The organism is Shinella sp. G-2, assembly GCF_050172695.1.
Classification (GTDB): domain Bacteria; phylum Pseudomonadota; class Alphaproteobacteria; order Rhizobiales; family Rhizobiaceae; genus Shinella.
Map to the genome: position 1 here is coordinate 44,230 of NZ_JBBEYH010000003.1, position 15,813 is coordinate 60,042.

15 protein-coding genes are annotated in these 15,813 nt (G+C 65.5%); 6 read left to right on the forward strand and 9 right to left on the reverse strand.

The window, feature by feature from the left end:
* Positions 1-22: 22 nt before the first annotated feature.
* A complete protein-coding gene (locus tag V8U06_RS06770; protein WP_427140020.1) occupies positions 23-883 on the reverse strand; it encodes a manganese/iron ABC transporter ATP-binding protein in 861 nt (286 codons plus the stop codon).
* A complete protein-coding gene (locus V8U06_RS06775; protein WP_427140021.1) occupies positions 880-1,770 on the reverse strand; it encodes a metal ABC transporter substrate-binding protein in 891 nt (296 codons plus the stop codon). The genes V8U06_RS06770 and V8U06_RS06775 overlap by 4 nt, the downstream gene beginning before the upstream one ends.
* 211 nt (positions 1,771-1,981) lie before the next feature.
* On the opposite strand from V8U06_RS06775, the gene V8U06_RS06780 reads away from it, so the two are divergent.
* The 3 genes from V8U06_RS06780 (at position 1,982) to V8U06_RS06790 (ending at position 5,481) form a co-directional block, all read left to right on the forward strand.
* A complete protein-coding gene (locus V8U06_RS06780; protein WP_427140022.1) occupies positions 1,982-2,698 on the forward strand; it encodes a hypothetical protein in 717 nt (238 codons plus the stop codon).
* Positions 2,699-2,858: 160 nt separating this feature from the next.
* Positions 2,859-4,973 (forward strand): glycine--tRNA ligase subunit beta, encoded by a 2,115-nt coding sequence (gene glyS, locus V8U06_RS06785; protein WP_427140023.1) that lies wholly within the window; start codon positions 2,859-2,861, stop codon positions 4,971-4,973.
* 13 nt (positions 4,974-4,986) lie between these two features.
* Positions 4,987-5,481 (forward strand): DUF523 domain-containing protein, encoded by a 495-nt coding sequence (locus V8U06_RS06790; RefSeq protein WP_427140024.1) that lies wholly within the window; start codon positions 4,987-4,989, stop codon positions 5,479-5,481.
* 100 nt (positions 5,482-5,581) lie between these two features.
* Here the strand turns inward: V8U06_RS06790 and V8U06_RS06795 are convergent, their stop codons facing one another.
* The 3 genes from V8U06_RS06795 to V8U06_RS06805 form a co-directional block, all read right to left on the reverse strand.
* The gene (locus tag V8U06_RS06795; protein ID WP_427140025.1) at positions 5,582-6,025 is read right to left on the reverse strand and encodes a plant virulence effector HPE1-like domain-containing protein; all 444 of its coding nucleotides are present in this window, start codon (positions 6,023-6,025) and stop codon (positions 5,582-5,584) included.
* Between the two features lie 105 nt (positions 6,026-6,130).
* Positions 6,131-7,402 carry a phosphoribosylamine--glycine ligase gene (purD, locus tag V8U06_RS06800; RefSeq protein WP_427140026.1) on the reverse strand — a complete coding sequence of 424 codons (1,272 nt, stop codon included), beginning with the start codon at positions 7,400-7,402 and terminating at the stop codon, positions 6,131-6,133.
* Between the two features lie 142 nt (positions 7,403-7,544).
* The gene (locus V8U06_RS06805; RefSeq protein WP_427140027.1) at positions 7,545-7,784 is read right to left on the reverse strand and encodes a hypothetical protein; all 240 of its coding nucleotides are present in this window, start codon (positions 7,782-7,784) and stop codon (positions 7,545-7,547) included.
* Positions 7,785-7,978: 194 nt separating this feature from the next.
* On the opposite strand from V8U06_RS06805, the gene V8U06_RS06810 reads away from it, so the two are divergent.
* Both V8U06_RS06810 and ubiA read left to right on the forward strand, forming a co-directional pair.
* Positions 7,979-8,764 carry a MipA/OmpV family protein gene (locus V8U06_RS06810; RefSeq protein ID WP_427140028.1) on the forward strand — a complete coding sequence of 262 codons (786 nt, stop codon included), beginning with the start codon at positions 7,979-7,981 and terminating at the stop codon, positions 8,762-8,764.
* Positions 8,765-8,823: 59 nt separating this feature from the next.
* Positions 8,824-9,777, forward strand: coding sequence for a 4-hydroxybenzoate octaprenyltransferase (ubiA, locus tag V8U06_RS06815; RefSeq protein ID WP_427140029.1), 954 nt, complete (start codon positions 8,824-8,826; stop codon positions 9,775-9,777).
* Positions 9,778-9,780: 3 nt separating this feature from the next.
* Here the strand turns inward: ubiA and V8U06_RS06820 are convergent, their stop codons facing one another.
* Entirely contained in the window at positions 9,781-9,945 is a 165-nt protein-coding gene (locus V8U06_RS06820; protein ID WP_427140030.1) for a hypothetical protein, read from the reverse strand.
* 141 nt (positions 9,946-10,086) lie between these two features.
* Entirely contained in the window at positions 10,087-10,650 is a 564-nt protein-coding gene (locus V8U06_RS06825; RefSeq protein ID WP_226917807.1) for a DUF6101 family protein, read from the reverse strand.
* A 305-nt stretch (positions 10,651-10,955) separates the two neighbouring features.
* Here V8U06_RS06825 and V8U06_RS06830 point away from each other — a divergent pair, with 305 nt between their 5' ends.
* Positions 10,956-13,280, forward strand: coding sequence for a DUF1217 domain-containing protein (locus V8U06_RS06830; protein WP_427140363.1), 2,325 nt, complete (start codon positions 10,956-10,958; stop codon positions 13,278-13,280).
* 3 nt (positions 13,281-13,283) lie between these two features.
* Here the strand turns inward: V8U06_RS06830 and V8U06_RS06835 are convergent, their stop codons facing one another.
* On the reverse strand, positions 13,284-14,714 hold the full coding sequence (locus tag V8U06_RS06835) for an FAD-binding oxidoreductase (RefSeq protein ID WP_427140031.1): 1,431 nt from the start codon (positions 14,712-14,714) through the stop codon (positions 13,284-13,286).
* A gap of 106 nt (positions 14,715-14,820) precedes the next feature.
* Complete coding sequence (locus V8U06_RS06840) at positions 14,821-15,792, reverse strand: L-threonylcarbamoyladenylate synthase (protein ID WP_427140032.1); 972 nt, start codon at positions 15,790-15,792, stop codon at positions 14,821-14,823.
* Positions 15,793-15,813: the final 21 nt, after the last annotated feature.

A 15,813-nucleotide genomic window follows, 5' to 3' on the forward strand; every position in this document is an offset into this window, starting at 1 on the left:
AAGGGTTCCAGCAGCGCCTCGGTCACGGGGATTTCTCCTCGCCATAGATGACGAAGGGACGCTCGTCGTCGGTGATGACCTTGACGGAGCGCCTGTCCTCGTCGTCGTGCAGGTCGTGGCCGCCGAGGATGAAGTGGCGCAGCACGCCGCCGAAGGCGCGCTCCAGATTGGCCTCCGTGAAGGTTTCCTTGGTCGGGCCGGAGGCGATGACGGTGCCCTTCACGAAGACCGTGCGGTCGCAGAAGTCGGGCACGCTGCCGAGATTGTGGGTGGAGACGAGCATGACGCGGCCTTCGTCGCGCAGCTTGCCGAGCAGCTCGATGATCTGCTCTTCGGTCGTGACGTCGACGCCGGTGAAGGGTTCGTCGAGCAGGATCACCTGCCCCTCCTGCGCCAAAGCGCGGGCGAGGAAGACGCGCTTGCGCTGCCCGCCGGAGAGTTCGCCGATCTGGCGCTTGCGGTAGGCGGTCATGTTGACGCGCGACAGGGCCTCGTCGACCATTTCATGGTCGCGTTTCGTCGGAATGCGCAGCCAGTTCATATGGCCGTAGCGGCCCATCATCACCACGTCCTCCACCAGAACGGGGAAGGTCCAGTCGACCTCCTCGGCCTGGGGCACATAGGCGACGAGGTTCTTCTTCAGGGCCTGGCGCACGGAAAGACCGAGGATCGTCACCTTGCCGGCGGCGACGGGCACGAAACCCATGATGGCCTTGAAGAGGGTAGACTTGCCCGCGCCGTTGACGCCGACGAGCGCGGTGATCGTGCCCTTCGGCACGGAGAAGCTGGCATGGCGCAGCGCGGTGTGGCCGTTGCGATAGGTGACGGTCACGTCTTCGGCGGCAATGCCGTCGATCTTCTTCGGCTTGCCGCCCATCATCATTGCGAAAGGCCTTTCACGATCGTTTCGGAGGTGACCCGCAGGAGGTCGAGATAGGTGGGCACCGGGCCGTCCGCCTCGCTGAGGGAATCGACGTAGAGGATGCCGCCATAGGCCGCGCCCGTTTCCGCCGCCACCTGCTTGGCGGGGTCGGCGGAGACGGTGCTTTCGGAGAAGACGACGTGGATATTGTGCTCGCGCACCGCGTCGATCACCGCCTTTACCTGCTTGGGCGTGCCCTGCTGGTCGGCGTTGATCGGCCAGAGGAAGAGTTCCTTCAGGCCGAAGTCGCGGGTGAGGTAGCTGAAGGCGCCCTCGCTGGTCACGAGCCAGCGCTTTTCCTCCGGCAGTGCGCCGATCTTCGCCTTCATCTCCGCGCCGAGCGCCCTGATCTTGTCCGAATAGGCCTTGGCGTTGGCGTCGTAGGTCGCGGCATTGGCCGGATCGAGCGCGCCAAGCGCCTTGCGGATGTTCTCGACATAGATCAACGCATTGTCGGGCGACATCCAGGCATGCGGGTTCGGCTTGCCCTGATAGGGGCCTTCCACGATGCTCATCGGCGCAATGCCGTCCGAGACCGTGACATTGGGCACGTCGCCGAGATTGGCGAGGAATTTCTGGAACCAGAGTTCGAGGTTGAGGCCGTTCCAAAGGACCAGCTTGGCGTCCTGCGCCTTCAGGATGTCGCGCGGCGTCGGCTGGTAGTTGTGGATTTCGGCGCCCGGCTTGGTGATCGATTCCACGTTTGCCGCATCGCCCGCCACATTCGCCGCGATATCGGCGATGATCGTGAAGGTCGTGACCACCTTCGGCTTTTCCTGCGCGAGCGCCGGCGCGGTCATCAAAAGGGGCAAGCTTGCAAGAAGGGCATTGAACGATCGGCGAAGCATAGGCTCTCCTGAGCTGCTTTTGCGAATGAGTTGCAATAAACTATAGGGCTGTTTCTCGCGCTGTCAACGCAATTGCAAATCATTCGCAAGAGCGTCCCGAAATCGGACGCCTGCCGTTTAAAACTTCCGAAACGCCCTGCTTGTAGAGTGCGCCGAGTTCGCGCGCTCTCGGCGCGTCCATTGTTCTGCGTTCAAGAGAAGTCCGTCGCCCGTGAAGTTCCTTCCGACCTCGTTCCGTCTGTCCCGGAAGCTCCTGATCATCCTCGCCGGTGTCACCGTGCTGACAGGTGCCTCGGGCGCGGCGGCGATCTTCGTCGGGCGCGACGTGCTGCTCGGACCGCCGAGCGAAGAGGTGTCGGGCGCCGCCTGCACGACGGTCACGACGGTGCGCCTCGACCGCAACGGCCAGCACTGGCTGCGCAAATATGTCCGCTCCGACGCCAAGGATGGCGACGTACGCATCAAGACCGCGCTCCGGGTCGCCGGCGCCGTATCCAATCACGAGGAAGCGGATCTCTACCAGATCATCCTGCTCGATGCCGCCGGTCCGGTGAACCGGGCCGACATGCGCGGCCGCGCCATCGGCGCGGAGGTGCTTTTCGCGCGCGATCCCTCTGCTATCCCCGGCATGAGCGCTCCCTTCGTCGCCCGCTACACTTCCGGCACGCCGGCCGCGAACGGCGAATTCTACGGCGAGCGCAAGGAACTCTCGCTCGACGAGATCAAGACCATCGTCACCGGCATGCAGGAGCGGGAGGATTGCGTCGATCCGAACGCCGTCGCCGAAGCCGGCGAAGGTGGCGGCCATGGCGAGGCCAAGGCGGAGGCGGGCGGCCATGAGGCGCCGGCCGAGGGCAAGGCAGCCGGCGAGCATGCGAGCGCCGAGGGCGGCGAGGGTACCCACGAGGTCGCCGCGGCCGGGCATTGACGGCGTTTCCGCCGGCCCCACGGCATATTTGCCCCGGCCTCACGGCATATTTGCCGTTGTAAAGCCCTGTCCAATTTTGCTAGCAGAGGGCACGATTTCCACCCCGTACCGGCACCGGCGTGCCGACCCTTCCCGCGCGGGAAGGGTGAGGAAAGTTGACATGCCCGATCTCCTGCTTGAACTCCGCTCCGAGGAAATTCCCGCCCGCATGCAGCGCAAGGCGGCCGGCGACCTGAAGAAGCTCGTCACCGACGCGCTGGTCGAGGCCGGCCTGACCTACGAGGGCGCGCGCGAATACTGGACGCCGCGCCGCCTGACGCTCGATATCCGTGGCCTCAACGCCCGCTCGAGCGATGTGCGCGAGGACATCAAGGGACCGGCGGTCTCGGCGCCCGAGCAGGCGATCCAGGGCTTCCTGCGCAAGGCGGGCCTTGCCTCCCTCGCCGAAGCCCATGTGCACAGCGATCCGAAGAAGGGCGATTTCTACATCGCCCATATCGTCAAGCCAGGCCGCCCGGCGGACGAGATCATCGCCGAGGTCATGCCGGGCATCATCCGCAACTTCCCCTGGCCGAAGTCGATGCGCTGGGGGGCAGCCTCGGCAAAGCCCGGTGCGATGCGCTGGGTACGCCCGCTGCAGTCGATCGTCTGCACCTTCGGCTCGGAAACCGAGGAAACCCGCGTCGTGCCCTTCGAGGTCGACGGCCTTGTCGCCGGCAACGTCACCTACGGCCACCGCTTCCACGCGCCCGAGGCGATCACCGTTCGCCGCTTCGAGGATTATGCCGCGAACCTCGAAAAGGCGAAGGTCGTGCTCGACGCCGAGCGCCGCAAGCAGATCATCGCGACGGACGCCAACAACATCGCCTTTGCCAATGGCCTCGAGCTGGTCGAGGACGAGGGTCTTCTGGAAGAGGTCTCGGGCCTCGTGGAATGGCCCCAGGTGCTGATGGGCACGTTCGACGAGGACTTCCTGGCGATCCCCTCGGAGATCATCCGCCTCACCATCAAGACGAACCAGAAATGTTTCGTCACCCGCAAGCCGGGCGCCGACACGCTCTCCAACCACTTCATTCTCATCTCGAACATCGAGGCGAAGGATGGCGGCAAGGAGATCGTGCACGGCAATGGCAAGGTGGTGCGCGCCCGTCTTTCCGACGCCAAGCACTTCTGGCTGCGCGACCAGGGCGACCTGCCGGACCTCGAGACGCTGAAGGCCTCCGCCGCGAAATTCGGCCTCGACCTGGCGAAGCCGCTCGACCAGCGCATGGCCAAGCTCGACGCGCTCAATGTCACCTTCCACGCCAAGCTGGGCACGCAGGGCGAACGCGTCGCGCGCATCCGCACGCTGGCTGCGGAGCTTGCGAAGGTCACGGGTGCGGACGCCGCTCTCGTCGACCGCGCCGTGGTGCTCGCGAAGGCGGACCTGCGTACCGAGGCCGTCGGCGAATTCCCCGAGCTTCAGGGCATCATGGGCCGCAAATACGCGGTCCTGCAGGGTGAGGATGCCGCCGTCGCCGAGGCCATCGAAGATCACTACAAGCCGCAGGGCCCTTCCGACCGCGTGCCCTCGGGCAAGGTCGGCCTTACCGTGGCGCTCGCCGACAAGCTCGACACGCTGATCGGCTTCTGGGCCATCGACGAGAAGCCGACCGGCTCGAAGGATCCCTACGCCTTGCGTCGCGCCGCCCTCGGCGTCATCCGCATGCTGCTGGAGAAGAACACCCGCCTGCCGCTCGCCTCCGTGGCGAAGGATCCGGACCTCGTCGCCTTCTTCCATGATCGCCTCAAGGTCTATCTGCGCGACATGGGCGCGCGCCACGACCTGATCGACGCCGTGCTGACGCCGGAAGCCGACGACCTCCTGATGGTCGCCCGCCGCGTCGAGGCGTTGACGGCCTTCATCACCTCGGAAGACGGACGCAACCTTCTCGCGGGCACCAAACGCGCGACGCAGCTTCTGGCCGCCGAAGAAAAGAAGGGCACCGTCGTCGAAGGCGCGGTCTCGCCTGCGCTCCTGACGCTCGATGCCGAAAAGGCGCTGCATGCCGCGGTGGAATCCGCGACGAAGGATGCGGCTGCCGCCGTCGCCGGGGAAGACTTCCGCTCCGCGATGGAAGCGCTCTCGACGCTGCGCGCCCCGGTCGACCAGTTCTTCAACGATGTGCTCGTCAACGACAAGGACCCCGCCATCCGCGCCAACCGTCTCGCCCTGCTGTCGGCCATCCGCTCGGCCACGGGCACGGTTGCGGATTTCTCCAAGATCACGGGATGATGGACGGGCGCTGATGGCCGGCAATATCCTCATCAGCGCCTGCCTTGCCGGTCTGCCGGTTCGCTACAACGGATCGGCAAAACCCCTGGCGCACGAGGCCGTCGCGCGCTGGCGGGCGGAGGGACGGCTGGTGACGCTGTGTCCGGAGCTGGCGGGCGGCTTCCAGGTGCCGCGGCCGCCGGCGGAGATCGAGGACGGGTGCGATGGCGACGACGTGCTCGACGGGCGGGCGCGGGTGCTGGAGATTTCCGGCGGGGACGTTTCCGCGGCCTATATCGCGGGTGCGCGCATCGCGCTCGATGTGGCGCGGGAGAACGGCTGCCGGCATGCGTTGCTGATCGACGGCAGCCCGTCCTGCGGATCCGGCTTCGTCTATGACGGCAGTTTTTCCGGCGTCCGGCATGCGGGGCAGGGCGTGACGGCAGCGCTTTTGCGCCGCAGCGGCATCGCCGTTTATTCCGACCGGGAGGTCGACAGGCTTGTCAGGGATCTGGGTGAGGATGGCTGATACACGTACGCCCCTGCTTGAGGTCAGGGGCGTACGGCCCGCTTGCGCGGATTCCTGTCAGTCTGGAGGGACCGAGAGGCAGGGTCCCTCCATTATGGGCTCATTTGAGCCGAAGTTCAAATTTTCCCGGATCAAACTCCTGTGAGGCGGTCATGGTGGCCGTCGCCGCCTGCCGGGCGGCCTCCTCGCCGACCGCGCTGGTCCTGGCACCGGCATCGACCGTTTGCGCGCCATCGGCCGCTTCGACCGTCACGGCGGGCGCCTTGCTGACGAACAGCACGGGCGAGCCGCCCATCCATGCTTCGGTGCGGAAGATCTTGCGTTCGCCGTTCTGTTCGCGAACCTCGACCTTCTGCGTGCCGGGCGTGATGGCGTCGACATGATAGGTCGCGCCCTTGAGCTTCGGCTTGAGTGCAGGGCAGTCGGTGCAGCGCACCGTCTCGATGCTGTCGGCCGAGACCGCGCCGGCAATGGGCTCGATCGAACCGGCAAGGGCGGGGGCGGCAAGCAGCACCAGGGCAAAGGTCGGCAGCAGGGTACGCATCAACGGTTCTCCCTCATGGTTGACGGGAGAATAGTCCCCGCCGGTTACGGTCCGGTCAGGGGAAATGGTAAAATTTGAATTACCCGGCGATTTTTGCCGGCCGCGTCAGGCCTTTTCGCGGGCGACGGCGCGCCAGCCGATATCGCGGCGGCAGAAGCCGTTTTCCCATTGCACCGCGTCCAGCGCCTGATAGGCAGCCTTCTGTGCGTCTGCGACCGTGGGCGCGACGGCCGTGACATTGAGCACGCGCCCGCCGGTCGCGACCAGCTTGCCATCCTTCAGCGCTGTGCCGGCATGAAACACCTTGCTGCCTGCGCCGTCGGCCGGCAGGAAGAGGATCGGCGTATTCTTCTCATAGGAGGACGGATATCCCTTGGACGCCATGACGACGGTGAGGGCGGGTTCGGCGCGCCACTCGGCCGAGACCTTGTCGAGCCGGCCGATGGAGGCGGCATGCAGGATCGGCAGCAGGTCGCTTTCCAGCCGCATCATCAGCACCTGGCATTCCGGATCGCCGAAACGCACATTGTATTCGATGAGCTCCGGCCCCTTGGCGGTGATCATCAGGCCGGCGAAAAGCACGCCCTGGAAGGGATAGCCATCGGCCGCCATGCCGCGGATCGTCGGCTCGATGATCTCCTTCATCGTGCGCTCGACCATTTCGGGCGTCATGACGGGCGCGGGCGAATAGGCGCCCATGCCGCCGGTATTGGGGCCGGTGTCGCCGTCGCCGACGCGTTTGTGGTCCTGCGCGGAGGCGAGCGGCAGCGCGTTCACGCCGTCGCACAGGCAGAAGAAGCTCGCCTCCTCGCCGTCGAGGAAGGCCTCCACCACCACTTCCGCGCCGGCCGCACCGAAAGCGCCGTCGAAGCAGTCGTCGACGGCGGCCAGCGCCTCGTCGAGCGTCATGGCCACGGTCACGCCCTTGCCGGCGGCAAGCCCGTCCGCCTTGATGACGATGGGCGCACCCTCGGCCTCGATATAGGTTTTGGCGGCGGCGGCATCGGTGAAGCGCTGGTAAGCGCCGGTGGGGATGGCGTATTTCGCGCAGAGATCCTTGGTGAAGCCCTTCGAGCCCTCCAGTTGGGCGGCGGCGGCGGAGGGGCCGAAGACGTCGATGCCGTCGGCGCGCAGCCGGTCGGCAAGGCCGGCGACGAGCGGGGCTTCCGGACCGACGACGACGAAGGTCACACCGTTTTCAAGGCAGAAGGCGGAGACGGCGGCGTGGTCGTCGATATCGAGGGGAACGAGTGCCGCGCATTCCGCGATGCCGGGATTGCCGGGCGCGGCATAGAGCGTGGTGAGAAGGGGCGACTGCGCCAGTTTCCAGGCGAGAGCATGCTCGCGTCCGCCCGATCCGATCAACAGAACCTTCATGCCCGTACCCTCGATCCGTCCTTGGTTGTTGGCGGGTTAAGGGTGCGGGGCGGAAAGGTCAAGGGTTTGGGTGCGGTGAGGCGGCCTGCAGCGCAGGTCGTGCGCGCAGAAAGCCGGGTGAGGGAGGGCGACGCGTCAAATCCTAAAGCGTCGCCGCGCCCTTTTCCTCCACCGTGCGGCCAAGATTTTCAAGTTCCGTGTCAATGAGGTGCACGTCCTCATACCAGCCGTCATCCTCCACCATGGCGCTTTCAGTGGCGGCGCGCTGCAGGGCGCGGGCTTCGGTGCGCAACCTTTCGAGCCTGGCGATCTTCTCCTTGCGGGCAAGGCCGGTGTCGTCGCGGATCGCGGCGAGCTTCAGTTCCATCGTGCTGACGGTCATCGGGAAACTCCTTGTTTCATCAGCCGAAAAACGCAAACTGGAACGAATCGTTCCGGCGAGGCCCGGCAGGCGATGGTTAGCGAAACGGTAATGAAACAGGGCTAATGTTCGGAAAATCAAAAGGTTTCGGCGGCCCGCGGCGGGTTGTCCGGCAAAGCGAGGATTGTGTTTTGAGTATCCGTGCATCGGCTGCAATGACTGCTGCCGCCCTTCTTCTTGCGCCCGTTTCCGCCCTTGCCGGCGAAGGCGGCTACTTCTGGTCCGGAGATTGGTATCTGAAGGTCGGCGCGGCCGGCTTTGCCGCGCCGCGCTATGAAGGCGCGAAAAAATACCTCTTCCAGGTCACGCCGATGATCTCGCTCGGCAAGGCCGGCAGCACCGTGCGCTTCTCCTCGCGCAACGACAATCCGTCCTTCGCGCTCATCGACAACGGCGCCTTCCGCGCGGGCGCGACCGGTAAGCTGGTCATGCCGCGCGACGAGGACGATTCCGACGATCTCAAGGGCCTGACGCCGGTGAAGTTCGGCGGCGAACTCGGCGCCTTCGCGGAGGTCTACCCGACGGACTGGCTGCGCGTGCGCGGCGAAGTGCGCCACGGCATCCGCAGCCACCACGGCGTCGTCGCCGATATCGCGGCCGATGCCTTCGTCGATGTGCGCCCGGACGTGCGCATTTCCGCCGGCCCGCGCCTGACGCTCGCCTCGAAGGACTATATGCAGGCCTATTACGGCGTGAAGCCGAGCCAGGTCGCGGCTTCGGGCCTTGCGGCTTACGATCCGGGCGGCGGCGTGCACTCGGTCGGCGCCGGCGCGGCGATCACCTGGCAGGTCAACGAGAAGGTCGAGACCAGCGCCTTTGCCGAATACAAGCGCCTCGTCGGTTCGGCGGCGGATTCCAGCCTCGTCAAGGCGCGCGGCGACCGGGACCAGTTCCTGGTCGGCATTTCCGCGACCTATCGCTTCGATTTCACCCTGCCCTGAAACGGGGCGTGGCATCGTGCCGGCTTGACCGGCGGGAAGCGGCTTGCGATTGAGGTGACATGATCACCTCTTCGTCCGATTCCGGCCGCGTCGCCGATGCGCCGTCCGACAACTGGGTCTACCGCGCGTTGCCGCGCGGGCTCTGGCCCTATGCGCAGCTTGCCCGCTGGGACCGGCCGATCGGCTGGCAGCTCCTGATGTGGCCCTGCTTCTGGTCGGCGGCGCTGGCGGCCAATGTCGCAGCCGCCGCCGGTCCCTTCGACTGGCTGCGGTTCCTCGCGCATCTCTTCCTGTTCTTCGTCGGCGCGGTCGCCATGCGTGGCGCAGGCTGCACCTATAACGACCTGGTCGATCACGAGATCGACCAGGCGGTGGCGCGCACCCGCTCGCGCCCCTTGCCCTCCGGCCGTGTCACGCGCCGGCAGGCGAAGATCTTCATGGCGCTGCAGGCCCTTCTCGGCCTCGTCGTGTTGCTGCAGTTCAATCTCTTCGCCATCGGTCTCGGCGTCGCCTCGCTCCTGATCGTCGCGATCTATCCCTTCGCCAAGCGCTTCACCGACTGGCCGCAGTTCTTCCTCGGCATGGCCTTTTCCTGGGGCGCGCTGATGGGCTGGGCGGGGCAATTCGGCGCGCTGTCGCTTGCGCCCGTCGCGCTCTATATCGCCGCCATCGCCTGGACCATCGGCTACGACACGATCTACGCCCACCAGGACAAGGAAGACGACGCACTGATCGGCGTGCGTTCTACCGCGCGTCTCTTCGGCGAGAAAACGCGGCAATGGCTCGTAGGGCTCTACGGGCTGACAGTGGTGCTGATCGCGCTGTCCCTCTGGCTGGCGGGTGTCGGCCTCGTCGGCTGGCTCGGCCTTGCCGCCGCCGCCGCGATGCTCGGCTGGCAGATCCGGGTGCTCGATATCGACGATCCCGTGCAGTGCCTTGCACTGTTCAAGTTCAACCACATCGTCGGCTTTGCCATCTTCCTTGCGCTGGCCGCCGCCATTCCCTTCGCCTGAACCTTATCGAACCCGTGCGGCCAGTTGCGGGCGCGCGCCGGTGCGGCGCAGCGTTGCCGGGTGAACGGCCAGCTCGAAGCCGCGGCGTGGCGGACGGCCGCGCGCGACGATGGCGGCATCGGCCTTGCGGATGTGGATGAGAAGAGTGGTGAAGAGCTTTTTTGCCATCGTGGCGTCCCCGCGTTCGTTTTGTCGAACGCTCTTTCCCATGCGGCCGGTGACGGTGGTGTTTCGCAGGGAACAGGGCACGAAAAAGCCGGCCGCAGGGGACGGCCGGCTCTCTCGGTGGTCATGTCAGGCACGGCATGCTCAACGGCGGGCGATGATCTCCCGGCCGTCGATCTTCATCTGGACGCCGAGCTTGCCGGTCGTGCGGCGCACGAGGAAACGCGGGCGGCGTTCCGCAAAGTAGGAATGGCGACGGCGCTGCTTGGCGGGTCGGCTGCCGACGGTGAGGTTGTCGTCGAGCGGGCGGGCGACGCCATCCGCTTCCACCATCAGCATGGGGATGCGGTAGGCTTCCGACCAGCTGCGCCAGTCGGCGGCGATATCGCAGAGATCGTGCGCCACCAGCAGCGGAATGCACAGATCCGGATCCGGATGGTGCAGTTCCAGCGTCACCGTCACGTTGCCGTTGCCATGGTCGATGGCGCGGGCGGCGACGCCCTGGAAGGCACGGGCCGGCAGTGCGATGGAGAGCGGCAGGCCGCTCGACGGCAGGACCTTGCGCAGGACAGCGCCGCGCTCGTCGAGGGTGATGGTGGCGTCGGTTCCTTCCGTCTTCAGCTCGAAGGTCACCTGCTGCGGGAAGCGCTTGGGATCGAGCCGGAGCGTGTTGCCGGCCCAGGCCGGCTTGGAAACGGTATTCAGCATGTCTTTCGCCCTTGTTTTCCTTGAGAGCCGCTTTGCGGTTTTCTCATCGGGACTTTTCGTCCTCTGAGGGCGAGAATAGGCGTGCCCCCTTCCAGGCCGCTTAAAAATCGCGGTTAAGAAAACTTTGCAGTTCCTGATGGTTAGCAAAACCGCACGGGCTAGGGTTTCAAAGTGGTGAATGCCGCCGGCCGGATTTGAGCCACCCGTCCGACAGGCCGGGACAAGCCTCGCGCGCGACAATGACGCCGATCGGCCTGCGCGCGCCCGGCGACGACTGGCCAGTGACTGGAAAGAACGGTTTGCCGATGCTGTCGACCTATACGAGCTACAACCTCATCGCGAAGGACATGGTGAAGTCGCTGAACCGCACGGCGACGGAAACGACCAATGCGCGCGAGGCGGCCTATTACAAGGAGAACATCGGCAAGGTCTCGTCGGTCGACGACTTCCTCGACGACTTCCAGCTCTATTCCTATGCCATGAAGGCCTATGGCCTCGAGGATATGATCTATGCCAAGGCCTTCATGCGCAAGGTGCTGGAAAGCGACATATCCGACCCCAACAGCTTCGCCAACAAGCTCACCGACGCCCGCTACCAGGATTTCGCCAGCGCCTTCAGCTTCTCCGCCTCGACGGCAGTGCCGCAGACCGAGGCGCAGCTCGACGAGGTGATCGGCCTCTATTCCGCCACCGCCGCCAATGCCGGCGCGGCGATCAAGGAGGAGACGCGCTACTACGGCATCGTCATCGATACCGTCTCGAACGTCGACCAGTTGCTGAACAACGAACGCCTGCGCAACTACGTCTTCACGGCCTTCGGCATCGATCCCAAGACCTATTCGCGTTCGACGGTGCGCGATGTGCTGACCAGCGACCTCAACGATCCCGCCAGCTACTTCAACACGGAGTTCGGCGCCCGCGCCGAAGCGGCCGAGACGGCGATCGACGCCGCCAACACCGAGCTGGCAGGGCTACCCTCGGGCCCCGCCAATGCCGCGCGCATCGCCGAACTGAAGGCGGAGATCACGCGCCAGCAGGCCGTCATCAACACGGCGGGGAAATATTACGCGCTCGCCTCGGCCTATAATTTCGAGAATGACGGAAGCGCGCTGGCCGGCACGGTGCAGACCGAGGAGCAGAAGAAGGGCACGCAGGATCTCTACACGCTCTCCAATCCGCGGGTGACGACGGCCGCCGCGCTGCTCCACCAGGACTATTTCGAGAGCAAGATCGCCACCGTCACCACGGCGCAGGAGATCGCCAACGACTCGCGTCTCATCAATTACCTCAAGGTCGCCTTCGATCTCGACAAGCTCTCCGTCGGCAGCCTGACGATCCGCAACATCATCACCAGCGACCCGGATCCGGACAACCCGACCAGCTACATCAACCTGTTCGGCGGCGCCGACAAGGAGAAGTACATCGCGCTGCGCGCCGCCTTCAATTTCGAGGAAGACGGCACACTCGCAGGCGGCGCCGCGCCGCAGACGGCGGACCAGACCGCCGCCACCAGCAACGGCTACATGGTCCATTACAACGACAAGGACGATGAAGCCGACGAAACCGCGATCAAGCAGTTCAAGAGCCAGATCGGCGCGGTGAAGACCGTACAGGATTTCGTGGGCGAGGCGAGCGTCTACAGCTTCGCGTTGAAGGCCTTCGGCCTCGATCCGGCGAAGGTCTCGGCCCTCACCATCAAGAACGTGCTGAAAAGCGATCTCAACGATCCCAAGAGCTATGTGTACCGGCTCAAGGACGAACGCTTCGTGGAACTCGCCAAGGCGTTCAATTTCGGGCCGGACGGCAATATCACGGCGCCGAAGCTGGCACAGTCGGAAAGCGAGATCCTCGTGATGTCGCGCGCCTATGTCACCGAGAAATCCCGTTTCGGAACGGCGGACGACAAGAAAAAGGCCGAGGAAGAGGCGAAATATTACAGCGCACAGATGCAGAAGATCGAGTCCGTCAAGGAATTCCTGGCGGATGACCGCCTCGTCGCCTTCGTGCTGGAGGCGAACGGCATCGATCCGAAAGGCGTCGACGCGACCTTCATGGAGAAGATCTTCACTTCCGCGCTCGACGATCCCAAGAGCTTCGTGAACCAGCAGGTGGACCGCGACTACCGCAAGATCGTCGCCTCGTTCAACTTCGACGCCAAGGGCCTGGTCGCGAAGGCGGACGATGCGCAGATCCAGTCGCGCCGCGGCATCTACGAGACCATCGACAGCCATGTCCGCCAGAAGCTGGAAGAGGAAGCGGGCAACGACAATGCCGGCGTGCGCCTCGCGCTCTATTTCGAACGCAAGGCCGAAACGATATCGAGCCCCTACGACATCCTCGCCGACGATGCGCTCTTCGAGGTCTTCAAGGTGCTCTACCAGCTGCCGGACGAGGTCGCGAGTGCCGATGTCGACGCGCAGGCCAGCATGATCGAGCGCCATCTCGAACTCAAGGACCTGCAGGACCCGGAAAAGGTCGCGAAGATGATCGTGAAGTTCTCGGTCCTCTACGATCTCGACAACCAGTCGACCACCGATCCCGCCCTTTCGGTGCTGACCGGTTCAGGCTCGGCCGGCATCAGCGCCGACCTCATGCTCTCGCTGTCGCAATTGCGCACGGGCGGGCGTTAAGCCTCAGACACAGACCACCTTGCCGGGGTTCATGATCCCGGCGGGGTCGAAGGATCGCTTCACGCGCCGCATCAGGTCCATCTCGATCGGCGCGCGCACGCTGGCAAGCTCGTCCCGTTTCAGTTGCCCGATGCCGTGCTCGGCAGAAATCGAGCCGTGGTATTTCAGCACGATGCCGTGCACGAGATGATTGATTTCGCGCCAGCGGTCGAGGAAGGCCTGTTTGTCCGCGCCCACGGGCTGCGAGATGTTGTAGTGGATGTTGCCGTCGCCCATATGGCCGAAGGAGCAGATCCGGGCGCCGGGAATGGCCTTCGTGACGGCTGCATCCGCCTCCGTCATGAAGGCCGGGATCGCCGAGACCGGCACGGAAACATCATGCTTGATCGAGCCGCCTTCCGGTTTCTGCGCTGGCGACATGCTCTCGCGCATGTGCCAGAGCGCCTTGCGCTGTTCCTCGCTTGCGGCGACAACCGCGTTTTCCACCAGCCCCGCCTCCATGCCGTCGGCAAGCACTGCCTCCATCATGCGCGTCGCCGTTTCGGCCGCGTCGGAGGTGGAGACGTCGATCAGCACATACCAGTCGTGCCGGGTGGCGAGCGGATCGCGCACGCCCGGAATGTGCCGCGTGGTGAAGTCGACGCCGAGCCGCGGCATCAGCTCGAAACCGGTCAGCGCTGCGCCGCAGCGGCTGGAGGCGCGTTCGAAGAGGGCGAGCGCGTCCTCCACGGACTTGAGACCCGCAAAGGCGACCTCATGACCGAGCGGACGGGGAAAAAGCTTCAGCACCGCGCCGGTGATGACGCCGAGCGTGCCTTCCGCGCCAATGAACAGGTCGCGCAGGTCATAGCCGGTATTGTCCTTCTTCAGGCGGCGCAGGCCGTTCCAGACTTCGCCGGTCGGCAGCACCACTTCGAGACCGAGGCAGAGCTGGCGCATGTTGCCATAGGCGAGCACCGCCGTACCGCCGGCATTGGTGGAAAGATTGCCGCCGATCTGGCAGGTGCCCTCCGAGCCGAGCGAGAGCGGAAACAGCCGACCGACCTTTTCGGCCGCTGCCTGGATGTCCGCCAGCACCGCGCCGCCATCGGCGACGATGACATTGCCGACCGGATCGACATCGCGGATGCGGTTGAGACGGGAGAGGGAGAGCACGATATCCGCCGCGTCCTCGCGCGGCACGCTGCCGCCGACATGGCTGGTATTGCCGCCCTGCGGCACGATCGCGGTGCGCGTTTCCGTGGCGAGCGCGAGGATGTGCGATACCTCGTCCACAGAGCCCGGCCGCAACACGAGCGGCGAGGTGCCGTGATAGAGCCCTCGGCTTTCGACGAGATAGGGGGCGATGTCCTTGTCACTCGTCAGCGCATGGGCCGGCCCGGCGATGGCGGCGAAGCGGTCGAGGAGATCGGGAGAAAGCCTTGCCTGCACCATCGCGTGTTCCTTCCTCAAACATGTCCGGCCGAAGCGACACCGCGCCAGGCTCTTGTTCTTGCCGCATGATCCAACGTCGAAGCGATAGGGCTTCAGGTGGAATGCGTTAGCCGCGTGGCGCGGCGGCGCGTTGCAGGCGGTCGTTGATCGCCTCGCCGAGGCCGGTCATGGGGATCTGCGAAAAGGCGATGGAGCTGGCGCCGGTGGCGTCCGCCTGCTTCATGTAGCCGAAGAGATTGGTCGCGGCTTCCGCAAGGTCGCCGGCGGGGCTGAGATCCAGCACGAGCGCCGCCTCCGCCTCGCCGGGCAGCGCCTTGCCGCCGAAGCGGATCAGCACCTCGCCGGGACGCACGTCGCTTGCCCCCAGCCGCACCGGCGCATCGGGGGCGTAGTGCGAGGCGAGCATGCCGGGCGCTTCGATGGCTGCGCCGGCCTCCTTGCGGATGACGGGGCGGCCGGTGATGCGTTCAATCTCGGCTGCGTCGAGACCACCGGGGCGCAGCAGCCGGATCGTCTCGCCTTCGACCTTCACGATGGTGGATTCGAGGCCGACCGTGGCCGGCCCGCCATCGAGCACCAGTTCCAGCTTCGCCCCGAAATCCTCCGCGACGTGGCGTGCGGTGGTGGGGCTGATGCGGCCGGAGGTGTTGGCGCTGGGCGCGGCGAGCGGCCGGCCGAAGGCGGACAGCAGGTCGCTGGCGATGCCTGTCGGCACGCGGATGCCGACCGTGTCGAGCCCGGCGCGCGCCAGCGGATGGATGGCGCTTTCCGGCCGGATCGGCAGCACCAGGGTCAACGGGCCAGGCCAGAAGGCCTCCGCGATCGTGCGCGACAGCGGATCGAAGATCGCATGGCGTTCCGCCATGGCAAGGTCCGCCATATGGCAGATCAGCGGATTGAAGCGCGGCCGGCCCTTCATCTCGTAGATGCGGGCGATCGCCTGCGGATTGGTGGCGTCTGCGGCAAGGCCGTAGACCGTCTCGGTGGGAATGGCGACGGGCACGCCGCGGTCGAGCGCTTCGCAGGCGCGTGTCAGCGCCGCCGTCTCATCCGCCCGCGTATCGAGGATTTCAGCCATGTCGCCCTTCCGTCGTTCCGG

Excerpts from the sequence above, each read along its gene's own strand:
- V8U06_RS06770 (WP_427140020.1), bottom strand. The coding sequence starts at position 883 with ATGATGATGGGCGGCAAGCCGAAGAAGATCGACGGCATTGCCGCCGAA.
- V8U06_RS06775 (WP_427140021.1), bottom strand. The coding sequence starts at position 1,770 with ATGCTTCGCCGATCGTTCAATGCCCTTCTTGCAAGCTTGCCCCTTTTG.
- glyS (WP_427140023.1), top strand. The coding sequence starts at position 2,859 with ATGCCCGATCTCCTGCTTGAACTCCGCTCCGAGGAAATTCCCGCCCGC.
- V8U06_RS06790 (WP_427140024.1), top strand. The coding sequence starts at position 4,987 with ATGGCCGGCAATATCCTCATCAGCGCCTGCCTTGCCGGTCTGCCGGTT.
- V8U06_RS06795 (WP_427140025.1), bottom strand. The coding sequence starts at position 6,025 with ATGCGTACCCTGCTGCCGACCTTTGCCCTGGTGCTGCTTGCCGCCCCC.
- purD (WP_427140026.1), bottom strand. The coding sequence starts at position 7,402 with ATGAAGGTTCTGTTGATCGGATCGGGCGGACGCGAGCATGCTCTCGCC.
- V8U06_RS06805 (WP_427140027.1), bottom strand. The coding sequence starts at position 7,784 with ATGACCGTCAGCACGATGGAACTGAAGCTCGCCGCGATCCGCGACGAC.
- V8U06_RS06810 (WP_427140028.1), top strand. The coding sequence starts at position 7,979 with ATGACTGCTGCCGCCCTTCTTCTTGCGCCCGTTTCCGCCCTTGCCGGC.
- ubiA (WP_427140029.1), top strand. The coding sequence starts at position 8,824 with ATGATCACCTCTTCGTCCGATTCCGGCCGCGTCGCCGATGCGCCGTCC.
- V8U06_RS06820 (WP_427140030.1), bottom strand. The coding sequence starts at position 9,945 with ATGGCAAAAAAGCTCTTCACCACTCTTCTCATCCACATCCGCAAGGCC.
- V8U06_RS06825 (WP_226917807.1), bottom strand. The coding sequence starts at position 10,650 with ATGCTGAATACCGTTTCCAAGCCGGCCTGGGCCGGCAACACGCTCCGG.
- V8U06_RS06830 (WP_427140363.1), top strand. The coding sequence starts at position 10,956 with ATGCTGTCGACCTATACGAGCTACAACCTCATCGCGAAGGACATGGTG.
- V8U06_RS06835 (WP_427140031.1), bottom strand. The coding sequence starts at position 14,714 with ATGGTGCAGGCAAGGCTTTCTCCCGATCTCCTCGACCGCTTCGCCGCC.
- V8U06_RS06840 (WP_427140032.1), bottom strand. The coding sequence starts at position 15,792 with ATGGCTGAAATCCTCGATACGCGGGCGGATGAGACGGCGGCGCTGACA.